Genomic DNA, 12,893 nt, shown 5'->3' on the forward strand with positions numbered 1-12,893 from the left:
AAAAAAGAATAATGAAATTACCTTTGTATTGCGCACTTTTTATAAATTATTTTAAGTGCGCATTTAAATGACTACTGGCCGTACATTGAATCCCACCATTGTGGTTCATTTTTTAACTTTTTATCAAAGTAAGCCAACATGGTGTTCCACCAATTAAAGCGCTTATCGCGAGCAAATATTTGATGATCGGCTCCTTTGTACTCAATCATTTCAACATCTTTATTTAGCAGTTTTAGCGCGGTGTACATAGTTAAGCTTTCACCTACTGGCACATTCGTATCGCTGTCACCATGAATAAGCAGTAATGGCGTGGTCACTTTATCGGCATGAAACACTGGGCTATGTTGGCTATAAAGTTCAGAGTTATTCCACGGGAAACTATTTTTAGAGGCTTCGCCTGAGTATAAATATCCCCACCATCCTTCACCCCAGTAAGAAGTTAAGTTTGAAATTCCCGCATGAGCAATAGACGCGCTGAACATATCGGTTTTAGTAGCAAGCAGCATCGTCATAAACCCACCGTAAGATGCCCCTAAATTGCCGACTTTACTTCTGTCTACAAAATCATATTTAGCTAAAAATGCCTCTGTGCCTTGCATAATGTCATCGGCGGTATAATCGCCCCACGCATTGACATGTTGCGCTGAAAAGGTTTGTCCAAAGCCCGTTGCACCAGTTGGCTGTACCACATAAACCACATAGCCGTTTGCTGCCCATAAATTAAAAGGGTAACGCCCTGTAAATCCACGAGTCACAGGTGAGGTGCCACCATAGTAATAAACCAGAGCTGGGTGCTTTTTAGTTTTATCAATATTACTTGGCAGATAAACACGACCAGATATTTCTACGCCACGCTTATTGGTAAAGTTAAATTCTTCAAGCTTAGGAATCGTGGTATTGGCATATGCAATCGGGTTTGAATCCCAGATTAACTCCACCTTATTTTTGCTTACGTCAAAGCGCTTGAGTTGTTGGGCGCTTGAAGCATTACTGCCAGAGAGCAGTAGCTGGGTATTGCGAGTATTTGAAAAACTAAACTGTTCTACAATATCAAACCCTGTATCTAACTTTTTAAAGCGTTGTTTACTCAGATCATATAAATACAGTGGTTGGGTGTCTTTTTCTGTCACTTTGATTAACGCATCGCCATTGCTTAGTACTTCCAATGTGCCAATCGCAGGGTCAAACTGTTTACTTAACGCCGTTACTTTTTTAGCGTTATCGGTTAGTAAATACAGCTGGCCATCATAATTATTCGCCAGCATGGTTTGCGGTAGTACTCTGCCTGCGCCATTTTTAAAATCAGGGCCTGCAACAACATAAATATTGTTTGCGGTATATTTCGCTTGATTAAAGGTTTTAAACTTACCTAACGATTTTATGCTGTTGGATTTTAATGTAAGTTCAACCAGCTCAGTCTCTGGATGGGTTGAGGCTTGCATGGCCATTACTGGACGACTTATTAATAGTTTTCCACGGTTGCTATTAGCATCTTCAAGTTGATGGCTTAATACGCCTTCGGTCAGGGCTTTGGTTAAACCACTGTGGGTATCGAGTAAATATAATTGGCTAACCGTACGGGCGTAAGACCAACGGTCTTGCAAGCCTTTATGATGTTTAGTGAGGCTATTGGTTTCTTCAGGTGATTTGGACCAGCTAAAAAGAATACTATTATCGTTGTAATAGCTAAAGTTGCTTGCCCCCTCAAGGCCTGAGGCTAAGGTTTTTATAGCGAAAGTTTTACGGTTTAACTGCTTTAATTCGCCGTTGAGTAAATAGACTAAAAATTGATTATCAGGACTCCAAGTGAATTGGCTAGGCTGCGCTTCTTCAAATCGGTATACCGTTTGGTTATTAGTATTTTTAAGCTCGGTTGTGGTAATGGCGTCGTTGCCTGTTTTATCGCTGTAACGCTTTGTTGTACTTAAGTAATGCTTAGCATCAGGTGACAAAGACAAGCCGCTAATAGTTGGGGCGTCAAACAATTGCTTAGCCGATAAGCGCTTGGTTTTATTTGTCGTTAGGGTCACGGCGTCAGTTTCTGCTTTTGGCACAAACTCTAAGGTGACATCATTCCAATTAGTAACCTGTTGAGCAATGACAATAACGGTGTGTGAGCCGTTATTTAAAGCAAGCTGATAGCGTTGGTTTTCACCACTTTGTTTCTCACCGTTAATAAAAACCTGGCCTTGCTCTATTCCTTTAATGTTTAAGGAGCCTTGAGTAAATCGGTTAGTTTCAATATTAAATTTAAGTGCTTGTAAACCGCCTAAAGTAAGCGCGTTAATTTTATCAAGTGGTTGCCACTTATGCTTTTTACCAAACACAACAAAGCTTTCTTTATTTGATTCAAGTTGTGCAAGCAGATTATTGATAATCACGTCGCCATGCGGTGTTTGAAATGGCTTTGCTTGCATGTCTTCTGCAAGAGGCCCGATAAACTGAATTTTTGATTGATCGAGTGGGGCAGCTAATGCCGTTAAACTCAAACTACTTAATGTGAGTAGGGCTGCCAAGTGAGTAAAACGTTTTGCGTAACGATGCCAAGGTGCGCTTAAATTCATTGCTATGCCTATTATTATTGGAGATTTGGCCAAATATAGCATGTATTGTTATGATGCTCATATATCCAATTTAGAGGAAAAAAAGTGACACTATTAATCGTTTACATGGTTACAGCGATTGTGATTTCGTTTCTATGTTCTGTCATGGAAGCGGTGCTATTGAGCATTTCACCTAGTTATGTTGCGCTGCTTCGTAAAGAGCGGCCAGTACTGGCTAAGCAACTAGAGAAGCTAAAAAGTAATATCGATCAGCCATTAGCGGCTATTTTAACACTTAATACTGTTGCACATACTGCTGGTGCTGCGGGCGTGGGCGCACAGGCTGCCGTGGTGTTTTCAGATGCGGCTGTGGGGATTGCGTCTGCGATTATGACTTTATTGGTACTGGTGTTATCTGAAATTATTCCTAAAACGCTGGGGGCTAATTATTGGCGTGCTTTAACGCCTAGTGTGACTTATGGTTTACGTATTTTGGTACTAGTCCTTAAGCCTTTTGTTTGGGCAGCACAAAAGCTAACTAATTTGATGGGTCAAAAGCATAATGAGGCCTATTATATTCGCCAAGAAATAGAAGCAATGGCCGACATTGGTAGTGAGTCTGGGGCGCTTCATGCTGATGAATCAGAAATCATTCGTAACTTGCTGCACTTTAGGCATGCAAAACTAACCGATTTAATGACACCGCGTACGGTCATTTTTAAAATCCATAAAGATCTTACCGTTAATCAATACTTGAGTGAACACGGTTCGTCGTCATTCTCTCGAGTGCTAATTTATGACAAAGACGCTGACGATATCATAGGCTTTGTACATAAAAACGATATTATGTTGGCATATCATCGGTTAGGCACAGATTACAAAATTAGTAAGTTAGTTAAACCTATCTATACGGTACCGAGCACCCAAAATGTATCGTCGCTATTACAAACATTGCTCACCCAACGTACCCACATTTGCTTAGTGATTGACGAATACGGTGATGTGCAAGGAATTGTAACGCTCGAGGATATGATAGAAGCGTTAATGGGCTTAGAAATTGTGGATGAGCGAGATCAATCAACCAATATGCGCGCCGTAGCAAAGCAGCGTTGGCACCAGCGTTTAGCTGATAGTGAGCATATCGTCAGCGCCGACGATAATGAATCTCGTTAGCTGTTTTTTGTTTTAGCAGCTGTTTTTATCCAGTGTTGGGCCCACGAGATAAATTCAGCTTTTGCTTTTGGGCAACTAAATAAAAAGCCCTGTATAGCTAAATTTGTTTGATAATGCTTGAGGTAGGCCAGCTCTTCGGGGCGCTCAACCCCTTCGGCCACTAATTCAAGCTGCTCTTGGGTTGTCATATTAATTAGTGAACTGACTACCACTTGAGAAAACTTATCGGTTTCTATGTGGCTAATAAAAGAGCGATCTATTTTTACTTCTGTAAATGGCAGCTGTTTCAGTTGGTTAATATTAGTAAAACCAGTGCCAAAGTCATCGAGTGAAATACCAAAGCCGAATATTCTTAATCTATTTAAGGTTTCGAGTTGAGTGTAGCTTGAAAGGGCATGCTGCTCGGTTATTTCAAGCACCACATCACTAGGTAAAACATCATGTTTTTGTAGAAGCTGTAATAACTTATTGGGGCTGTTTAAATCATCTAACTGACACGGCGATAAGTTAAATGACAATTTCAAATTTGTACCCAGCTGCTCTTTTAGTTGCTTGATGTCACCACAGGCTTTTTCAAATAGCGTAAACGTAATGTCATTGATTAAATCGCATTGCTCAGCCAGGCTGATAAAACGGCTTGGTAAAATAACTCGCTCGTCTTTACTTGATACAATGCGAGCCAGCACTTCAACACTTTGTATTTGATTGGTGTTTATATTTATTTTAGGTTGATAGTAAGGTGTTATTTCATTATTTTTTAATGCTTTAATTAGTTTTTCTTTAGTGATTGGGCGCTCTTTTACAAGTGTGTGGCTGTTTAACTGAGCGATTTTGGTAAGTAACGTATTTACCTGATTGAGTTGCACAGGCTTAGATAGGTTGCCAATTAAATGCACATTGTGCTGTTTAGCGAGGTCAGCGGCTAGGCTGATTATTTTCGGGTCCATTTCAGAAATAATAACAATTGCACCGCAATAGCCTATTTCACCTAAGTTACGGATCAGCTCCATGCCATCCATTTCTGGCATATTAAGATCGGTAAATATGGCATCAAAATAGTTTATATCAGCTTTTACTTTTTCAAGTGCTTTAACAGGGTTTAAACAGGTGGTTGTGGATTGCGACATTTCGAGTTCATTAAAAATAGCTTTCATGACAATCAAAATGGCTTTTGAGTCATCGACAACGAGTATGTTTGGTAATTTTGTGTGCATTGTTGTCCTTAACTTAACGGTCGTAATTTATATCCTTCTGTTTTAAAAATAGTCGCTTGAATTGTTTTTGTCAGTATTTATTGCTGTTTTAAATTTTAAATATCAGCAAAATCCAATCGACAAATTATTCTATCTCACTCGTGTTTTTTAGGTGGGTAGGTATACTAGCGCCATAATTTATAATGGTTATAATACCAAGCCGCAATAATACTTAATCATTTTGAGGGGCAAGTCAGACGCGAGCTGCGTTAAAAAATTCTCCTTAAGAGCAACTAAATAACGAAGTTTTTGCCTTGCTATCGACAGGATTTTTCTGCCTCAAAATAGCACCCTTAATTAAGCGAACTGATATAACAATGATAAAAATCGATCTGAATCTAGCCGAACAACCGTTTACGCTTATGCTAGATAAGCAACAAATTGTAAAAATATTTCATGATCAGCAAGCTATTGCATTTGAAAATCCACGTGAAAACTATGTTGAGTTTATGCTTGATGAGCAGCTAATTGGTATTGATAGCAGTGACGTTAACCAACAGAGTATTGCGCTATTTGTAGATAATCAGTTTGCCACTCAGCTGGCTTTACCTGTGGCGGCGCAAGGCGAATCTAAAAAAGGGTTTTTGGGACTTGCGGCGCTAGGCTTTAAGTTATTTAAAAGTGCTAAGGTGGTTAAAGTGGCGCTAGCGAGCGCATCGGTGGCCGGTTATGCTTGGCTGTTTACCATTGAATTTGCGTTAATGCTGATTGCTTGCCTGGTAGTACATGAATATGGCCACGTACGAGCTATGAAGTATTTTGGGATAAAAACCAAAGGCATTTATTTAATTCCTTTTGTAGGCGGGTTAGCCGTTAGCGACGATAAAATATCTACGCGCTGGCAAGATGTGGTGATCTCACTAATGGGCCCTGCCTTTGGTTTGTTTACCTCAGTGTTAGGTGTAGTGCTTTATTACGCCACAGAAATGGAAATATTTGCCGGTGTTGCAGTGCTTAGTGCACTGCTTAATTTATTCAATTTACTGCCTATTTTACCGCTTGATGGCGGGCATGTACTAAAAAGCATTAGCTTTTCAATGCGCTCATGGGTTGGTTTAAGTGTGTGCTTACTAGGTGTGCTATTTGGTTTATGGCTTAGCTATACGTTTGGCTTGATGTTGCTGGTGTTCTTTTTGTTTGTTGGCGCACTGGAAATTGTGTTTGAATGGCGCGGCCGTCATTATTCGCATTTATTGCCATTAGATAAATATGGCCAAGGCTTTTCAGCGGTCATGTATGCACTGGTGGTTGCTGGCCATGTAGCAGTGATGATGCACTTTGCTGACTCTGAAAACGCGATATTAAGCTTACCGATGAAAATCTTATCGAGCTAAAAAAACAGTATGGCAGATCGAATTTTGCTCACCATGCTGTTTTTTGCATGGTATTTTTTAAGGTTTGTGTGGCGATGGCAAGATGTTAGTTTTGGTTTGTTTCTTAATGGGGGAATTGGTATGGTACTATCCTTCAGAATGAAAAATAATAAGAAGCCGTGAGCTGATAAATTATGGATGATGCGATAAAACAACAAGTAAATCAAAGTACAGTGGAATCTTTATTGTACACGCTTTATTGGTTGGCCTTTTTTTCACTGGCGCTCCCAATGGCTTCATACTTGATTATTTTTTTATCGGGTGGTGGGGCATTATTATTAAATGACATTACTTATTTAGAGCAACTAGATTCGAATCCCGGCTTAGTTTTTATATCTACCTTCCTCACTGCTGTACTTACGCTGCCATTTTTAAAGTCTACTCTTGATGCGCAAAATAAAAGCGAAGTTATTGGGCGTTTAGCAATAGAGAAGGTGGCTCTTTTTCCTTTAATCATTACAGTGCTATTAACAGCGGCTTACGTTTTACTGGAACAATGGCTTTTTGGCTTTATGGAAGTCGCCTTGCCAGATTTTATGTTAGAAGTTGAAGCACAAACAAACTCGCTTTTAGCTAAAATTATGCTGTTTTTAGCCGTAGTATTTATTGGGCCTATATTTGAGGAAGTAGTTTTTCGAGGAGTAGCATTCTACAGGCTGAAAAAAACAGCCTTGGGAGCTATTGGCGCAATTATTATCCCAAGTATCGTGTTTACATTGTTACATGGGCAGTATGATCAAGTTGAAATTTTTATTTCTCTGTTTGTGTTTTCTTGCTTGATGGGATTAATTCGTCATCTATCGGGTAACTTGTGGTATTGCATTATCGCTCACATGATCTGTAATTTATTAGCACTAGGTGAGACTATTTGGTGAGATTAAATGACTTATCAGTTAACTTTACTTTCTTACTTAGTTCTTTTGGTTTGCAGCTAGCAAGCGCGATATAAAATCGCGCCTATTTATTACCAAAATACTCATGGATAAAAACTTAGCATCAAGGATATAAACACCCCAGTAATAATCAGCTGTACCACGCAAAAGCCCATAATATCTTTAGCTTTTAATCCTGCAATGGCTAATACCGGTAATGCCCAAAAGGGTTGAATTAAATTAGTCCATGCATCTCCCCACGCCACAGCCATAGCAACCCGCGCCATATCTGCACCAAGCTCTTGTGCTGCAGGGATAACAATAGGCGCTTGTACCGCCCATTGTCCGCCACCTGAGGGCACAAACATATTAACGAGTCCTGCACTAATGAAACTGTAAAATGGCAAGCTATCGGCATCCGCTATGGCTATAAAGCCCTGTGATATTTGTTGCGCCAGTCCAGTATCTACCATGACCGCCATAATACCAGCATAAAAAGGGAACTGAATTACAATTCCTGCGCCACTCGGAATCGCTTGTTGCAAGCTATTAAGCACATTATGGGGTGTTTGATGCAGAGTGATTGCCATAAACAAAAACAGGGTAATTACACTATTGAGGTTTAAGCCGCCACCTGCGATGAAAAAGTAATAACCTAAGTAGGCAAGTCCGATTAAACCAATGCCCATACCTAATAGCTTACTTTGTTCTAAATGCTGAGCAGGGCGTGTTATTGTTACTTTATCAGGTGGTGTGTTTTCAAGCAGTGATGGGTCAACATAAACACTGTCTTTTTCACTCGGTAGCATGTAGCGGTTAACCAGCGGCATAATAATAAATAAGCCAATCAGAATCGCAATGTTAAAGCCTGCGAATAAGGTTTGCTGTGTGCCAATAATACCCATAGTCGCCTGTGAAAAATGCCCTTCGGTGGCAATGGTTAGTGGTACGGAGCCTGCCAATCCGCCGTGCCATACTACAAAGCCTGAATAGGCACTTGCCACTAACAGCCGATAATCCACTCGAGTCTGCTTAGCAATGGCTTTAGCAAATAAAGCACCAATTACTAAGCCAAACCCCCAATTTAGCCAGCTTGCCAAAAGCGAAATAAATGTCACTAAAATAATGGCTTTTGGGGCCGTATTAGCAAGCGTTGCTAATTTTGTTAGTAACATACTTATTAAAGAGGTACTGGCAAGCATATAGCCTGTTACTAATACCAACAGCATTTGCATGGCAAAGCTTAGTAAGTTCCAAAACCCGCTCCCCCATGATGTTATTACCTCAAGTGTGGTTGCAGGGGTCGCTAAATTCGCAATGACTAAAGTAATAATTGTGAGCAAAATAACAAATATAAATGGGTCGGGTAAGTAGCGCTCGACGAGCTTGGTAAGTGGACTGGCAACTTTATTAAGCATAATTAATAACGAGTTAGTGAAAACTTATTTGTTAATTAATCATGAAATCTTAGGATTAGCAAACACCGCTTTGAATAAATGCTCAGCAAGGCAGACTTTTTAAAGGTTGTTGATGAGGGAATGTCGCTAGCAAATACTTACCTTGGTCGGTATTTGCTAGTTATGCTCAATTAAGAATCACCAAGCACTTGCTTTAAGCGATTTTGTACTTCTTGAACGAGTAAGTCGGGCTGAAATTTTGATAAAAATGCATTACAGCCTACTTTTTCCACCATGGCTTGGTTGAAGCTACCACTCAGGGACGTGTTAAGCACCACATGTAAGTTTTTTAAACGGTTGTCGTTACGTATTTCATAGGTTAAGCGATAGCCATCCATCGAAGGCATTTCGGCATCGGTAATCACCATTAGCAGCTCTTTTTCAACATCGCGTCCTTCATCAGCCCAGCTTTTGAGCATTTGTAGGGCTTCTAGACCGTTACTGGCAGGAATAATTTCGATACCAAGCTGCGATAACGTATCGCTAACTTGTTTACGTGCTGTTGGCGAATCATCGGCGTGCAATATTTTGCGTCCTGCAAATTCGTTTACTATGGTTTCATCCAACACCCCATCAGTAATATTGACCTCGTACTCAACTATTTCAGCGAGTACTTTTTCTACATCAATAATTTCAACTAATTGCTCTTGGCCATCACGCTGTACTTTAGTTAGTGCCGTAATATAATGATTTTTACCCACAGAGCTGGGGGGCGGCATAATGTCAGACCAGGTCATATTCATGATTTGATCAACCTTGCCAATCAAAAAACCTTGTGTGGTACGGTTATATTCAGTTATGACCAGATTACAATCTTCACCATATTCTTTTTTAGCCATAGAAATGGCTTGGCGAAGGTCAATCACTGGGATAGATTCACCGCGTATATTGGCTACACCGGTTACCTTAGGGTGAGAGTGCGGTATTTTGCTTAAACGGGGAAGCTTTACCACTTCTTTTATTTTAAATACATTGAGTGCAAATAAATGGCGGCTATGCAAATAAAAAAGTAGCAACTCTAAACGATTTTCGCCTACAAGCTGAGTACGCTGATCAACTGACGCTAAAACACCTGACATAATAGACCCATATTTTTCCTCATAACTTAATAACTATAGTTTACTCTTATTTTTCTTCATAACGAACCGTGAATATTTCGATTACAGTAAAACGTTGCTTAAGTGTTATCATGTGCAGTATCGTGTTACTAAATGATTTAAATAATCAATCGATTAACAAAAAATTATGCATCATATTTTTAAACGTATTGTTGTGCTGTTGCGCAGCCATATTGATCAGGTAAGTTGGCAGTCTGTTGTAATAGCAACATCCTTACATATGCTGCTTACTTGGTGCTTATTGTTAGTGGCAAATGAGCAGGCACTGCTTTCACCGGGTACTTTTTTTTACTACTACACGGTAACCACTTCAACGGTAGGGTATGGGGATTTAAGTCCATCAACTGACTTAGGTCGATGGATTGTCGCATTAATACAAATACCTTTTGGTTTGGCTTTATTTGGTGTCTTGTTGGGTAAAACAGGACAAACAGTAACTTACTTAATTAGGCGCGCTATGACTGGTGATAAAAACTTTGCTCACAGTAGCAATCATATTATTATTTTTGGTTGGCATAATGCTCGTACCAAAAAAATGATCGACTACATTTTGGCTGATACTAAGCGGACAGATCGCCGTATCTTATTAGCGGTTACTGAACAAATAGAGCATCCGTTTTTAAGTAATGAGAATGTTGATTTTGCTCGCCTAACCAGTTTCACCGATTTGGATGAATTAGAACGCGTTGCCATTCGCCACGCCGATAAAGTGATTATTGATGGCCAAGATGACGACCAAACATTTACCACCGCACTGCGTATTAGCCGTTTAGTCAAAGAAGATTGTCACATAAGTGCGCACTTTTTTGATGAAACGAAAGTGGAAATGTTATTAGAGCATTGCCACAACGTAGAGTGTAGCAGTACTAAATCGGCAGAGATTTTAGTGCGCTCAATGCAAGACCCAGGCTCAAGTCGTGTACAAGAGGAACTATTATCAACCTTGCATGGTGATACGCAGTTTAGTTTACAAATCCCTAGTAATGTAAAAACCATGGAGTTTGGCAAATTATTTCATCACTTTAAGTACGATCATGATGCAATATTGTTAGGTGTGGCTCATAATTTAAGTGCAAAAAATATGGATTTAAATCCGCCTTTAGATTATGCAGTAAACGCCGGAGATATTTTGCATTACATTGCGCAAGAGCGAGTATTGAGTAATGAAGTTGACTGGCCTAGCTTGGAAAAATAATGACTGAAATTGCGTTTTTAATTATCGTTTTATGTGCTTACATTTTCCCTATTATGATAATTCTTAACAGTAAGCGTAGCCAAGGCCATGAAAAAAATGGCTGGCTAGTCGGCGCTATCTTCTTTTCGTGGATAGCGCTGATTCTTTACTTTTCGATTGTGCCCAAGCAAGGGCACGCCAAGAAAAAGTAAAGAATGAGTACCTTTTGTTACTTATTCTAATTGTCTCAGCTTATGCTCAACCAGCGGGTCGTCTGGCGCTAGCTGTTGAGCCACTTCTAATAGTTTAATGGCATCATTTGGATTTTCATCTTGATGCTTAATGGCTACGTCTATTAAAGGTTGAATATCAATTTTTTCTTGGTGCTCTTGCACGTGCGCTGCTTTTTCGTCGATTAAAATAGTGTGAGCGGTACTTAATAACGCTTGACGATGCGGCGAATTAGCATTGGCTTTATTAAGTTTTTTATAATAATCCTCTTTTAAACGCAGTGTTTTTGTTTGTAGCCTAAATTGTGCAATGTCGATTTGTTGATTAGCAATAAAATCAATAGCCACTTGTTTATAAAACCCAAACTTATTTAAATAAGTGGCATGAGTGCCGTGCCCCATCCCAAATACGCGTAAGTGAGTGAGCTGCTGGTAGCGTTTAGCGTGTTGGCGGTCAATGCGGTTGGTTGGGTCGTAAATAATGTAGCCCTGTGCATCCCCTAAATCTAAATCATGGTAGTCACCTTGCCAGTCATATTGTTGGGCAATGTCGGTACTTGAGCGGTCATCCCAAGGGGCGATAAGTTTGTTTTTAGTGCTAACAGGATGGAAAAGCAGTACTTTGTCGAGTTTGAGTAATTTAGCAAATGCACCCACAGCAAAGCCGCCACGACTAAGTCCATAGCCTAGCTTGGTTTCAAAAGGAGAGAGTAGAGTTGATAGTTGCTCAATAAAAAAGATTAAATTGCGGTTACGAAACCAATTACTTTTACCCAAATGCTGAAACGCAATAATATTAACGTTTTGCTTTTGTGCTAAATGATAGCCCCAAGGTGCAAAGTCTTCGTTCAAATCACGCTCTTGTACATCAGTACCGGCAGGTGAAAAAGTAAAAAGCAGGGGTTTGTTGAGATCAACAAAGTGATATTTTACATACACATCACCGAGTAAATCCCCACCAGAGGTAGGTAGTTTTGCTTGCTTCTCATTATCGCTGAGAGTTAACCATTCATCTAACCAGTATAGTAATTTCATTTTTCCTCCAGTGCGCACAAGCCGCAGATCATAGCAAATCTGAGGGCATAAGAGAAATTGAGCCAAGCTATACTGTGCTGGTGGACTGCCTTTTTAATGGCAAAATGTATGTTACCTTTGCGACTATTAAGCCATGTTCAAAATTTCATTCCAGTCATTTTCGGTCACTGGCATGACCGATAAACGTCCCCCTTTTTTAAGTGCAATGTCTGTCACTGACTCATTTGCCTTAATTGCTTGCAAGCTCACTATGCTACTGAGATGAGAATGGTAGGTTACTTCCACCACAAACCAACGGGGGGTCTCAACGGTTGCTTTGGCATCATAATAATCGCTACTTAAGTCAAACTGAGTCGGATCAGGGTAAGCGGCTTTAGTGACAATTCCTATTCCCGCAACGCCAACCTGTTTACAGCTAGAATGATAAATCATCACTAAATCACCTTGTTTAACATCATCGCGGATAAAGTTACGCGCTTGGTAGTTTCGCACGCCTTCCCATAAAGTGGTTTGTTCAGGGGCATACTTTAAGTCATCAATTGAAAAGGCGTCGGGTTCGGTTTTAAATAGCCAAAAAGCCATATTAGTTTTCCTCACTCAGTGTGTTGGTATTTTTCCAGTATTGTATAGTATCATTTAGAAATTAGGGGATTGAGGAAGAAATA

At 39.9% G+C, this 12,893-nt stretch carries 11 protein-coding genes; 5 read left to right on the forward strand and 6 right to left on the reverse strand.

Features of this window, described 5'->3' with window-relative positions:
• Window positions 1–71: 71 nt before the first annotated feature.
• Window positions 72–2,564, reverse strand: coding sequence for a S9 family peptidase (locus tag A9479_RS11865; protein WP_064663521.1), 2,493 nt, complete (start codon window positions 2,562–2,564; stop codon window positions 72–74).
• 84 nt (window positions 2,565–2,648) lie between these two features.
• On the opposite strand from A9479_RS11865, the gene A9479_RS11870 reads away from it, so the two are divergent.
• Entirely contained in the window at window positions 2,649–3,716 is a 1,068-nt protein-coding gene (locus A9479_RS11870) for a hemolysin family protein (RefSeq protein WP_028835911.1), read from the forward strand.
• Here A9479_RS11870 and A9479_RS11875 read toward each other — a convergent pair.
• Window positions 3,713–4,930, reverse strand: a complete 1,218-nt coding sequence (locus A9479_RS11875) for an EAL domain-containing protein (RefSeq protein ID WP_028835912.1) — start codon at window positions 4,928–4,930, stop codon at window positions 3,713–3,715. The two genes, A9479_RS11870 and A9479_RS11875, sit on opposite strands and share 4 nt — an antisense overlap.
• A gap of 356 nt (window positions 4,931–5,286) precedes the next feature.
• Here A9479_RS11875 and A9479_RS11880 point away from each other — a divergent pair, with 356 nt between their 5' ends.
• Window positions 5,287–6,303 carry a metalloprotease gene (locus A9479_RS11880; RefSeq protein ID WP_064663522.1) on the forward strand — a complete coding sequence of 339 codons (1,017 nt, stop codon included), beginning with the start codon at window positions 5,287–5,289 and terminating at the stop codon, window positions 6,301–6,303.
• Between the two features lie 173 nt (window positions 6,304–6,476).
• Window positions 6,477–7,217: a CPBP family intramembrane glutamic endopeptidase gene (locus A9479_RS11885; protein ID WP_028835914.1), complete on the forward strand. Its 741-nt coding sequence runs from the start codon at window positions 6,477–6,479 to the stop codon at window positions 7,215–7,217.
• Window positions 7,218–7,318: 101 nt separating this feature from the next.
• Here the strand turns inward: A9479_RS11885 and A9479_RS11890 are convergent, their stop codons facing one another.
• Window positions 7,319–8,632, reverse strand: coding sequence for a short-chain fatty acid transporter (locus A9479_RS11890; RefSeq protein WP_064663523.1), 1,314 nt, complete (start codon window positions 8,630–8,632; stop codon window positions 7,319–7,321).
• 170 nt (window positions 8,633–8,802) lie between these two features.
• Complete coding sequence (locus A9479_RS11895) at window positions 8,803–9,750, reverse strand: chemotaxis protein CheV (protein ID WP_013463773.1); 948 nt, start codon at window positions 9,748–9,750, stop codon at window positions 8,803–8,805.
• Between the two features lie 166 nt (window positions 9,751–9,916).
• Here A9479_RS11895 and A9479_RS11900 point away from each other — a divergent pair, with 166 nt between their 5' ends.
• Both A9479_RS11900 and A9479_RS11905 read left to right on the forward strand, forming a co-directional pair.
• Window positions 9,917–10,984 carry a potassium channel family protein gene (locus A9479_RS11900; protein ID WP_013463774.1) on the forward strand — a complete coding sequence of 356 codons (1,068 nt, stop codon included), beginning with the start codon at window positions 9,917–9,919 and terminating at the stop codon, window positions 10,982–10,984.
• Window positions 10,984–11,175: a hypothetical protein gene (locus tag A9479_RS11905; protein WP_013463775.1), complete on the forward strand. Its 192-nt coding sequence runs from the start codon at window positions 10,984–10,986 to the stop codon at window positions 11,173–11,175. Before A9479_RS11900 ends, A9479_RS11905 begins: the two co-directional genes overlap by 1 nt.
• A gap of 21 nt (window positions 11,176–11,196) precedes the next feature.
• Here the strand turns inward: A9479_RS11905 and A9479_RS11910 are convergent, their stop codons facing one another.
• Entirely contained in the window at window positions 11,197–12,228 is a 1,032-nt protein-coding gene (locus tag A9479_RS11910; RefSeq protein ID WP_036955672.1) for a hypothetical protein, read from the reverse strand.
• Window positions 12,229–12,354: 126 nt separating this feature from the next.
• Window positions 12,355–12,810: an EVE domain-containing protein gene (locus tag A9479_RS11915; protein ID WP_013463777.1), complete on the reverse strand. Its 456-nt coding sequence runs from the start codon at window positions 12,808–12,810 to the stop codon at window positions 12,355–12,357.
• Between the last annotated feature and the right edge of the window lie 83 nt (window positions 12,811–12,893).

The sequence above is a fragment of the Pseudoalteromonas sp. MQS005 genome, from assembly GCF_001661605.1.
GTDB lineage: Bacteria > Pseudomonadota > Gammaproteobacteria > Enterobacterales > Alteromonadaceae > Pseudoalteromonas > Pseudoalteromonas tetraodonis.

Excerpts from the sequence above, each read along its gene's own strand:
- A9479_RS11865 (WP_064663521.1), bottom strand. The coding sequence starts at position 2,564 with ATGAATTTAAGCGCACCTTGGCATCGTTACGCAAAACGTTTTACTCAC.
- A9479_RS11875 (WP_028835912.1), bottom strand. The coding sequence starts at position 4,930 with ATGCACACAAAATTACCAAACATACTCGTTGTCGATGACTCAAAAGCC.
- A9479_RS11880 (WP_064663522.1), top strand. The coding sequence starts at position 5,287 with ATGATAAAAATCGATCTGAATCTAGCCGAACAACCGTTTACGCTTATG.
- A9479_RS11885 (WP_028835914.1), top strand. The coding sequence starts at position 6,477 with ATGGATGATGCGATAAAACAACAAGTAAATCAAAGTACAGTGGAATCT.
- A9479_RS11890 (WP_064663523.1), bottom strand. The coding sequence starts at position 8,632 with ATGCTTAATAAAGTTGCCAGTCCACTTACCAAGCTCGTCGAGCGCTAC.
- A9479_RS11895 (WP_013463773.1), bottom strand. The coding sequence starts at position 9,750 with ATGTCAGGTGTTTTAGCGTCAGTTGATCAGCGTACTCAGCTTGTAGGC.
- A9479_RS11900 (WP_013463774.1), top strand. The coding sequence starts at position 9,917 with ATGCATCATATTTTTAAACGTATTGTTGTGCTGTTGCGCAGCCATATT.
- A9479_RS11905 (WP_013463775.1), top strand. The coding sequence starts at position 10,984 with ATGACTGAAATTGCGTTTTTAATTATCGTTTTATGTGCTTACATTTTC.
- A9479_RS11910 (WP_036955672.1), bottom strand. The coding sequence starts at position 12,228 with ATGAAATTACTATACTGGTTAGATGAATGGTTAACTCTCAGCGATAAT.
- A9479_RS11915 (WP_013463777.1), bottom strand. The coding sequence starts at position 12,810 with ATGGCTTTTTGGCTATTTAAAACCGAACCCGACGCCTTTTCAATTGAT.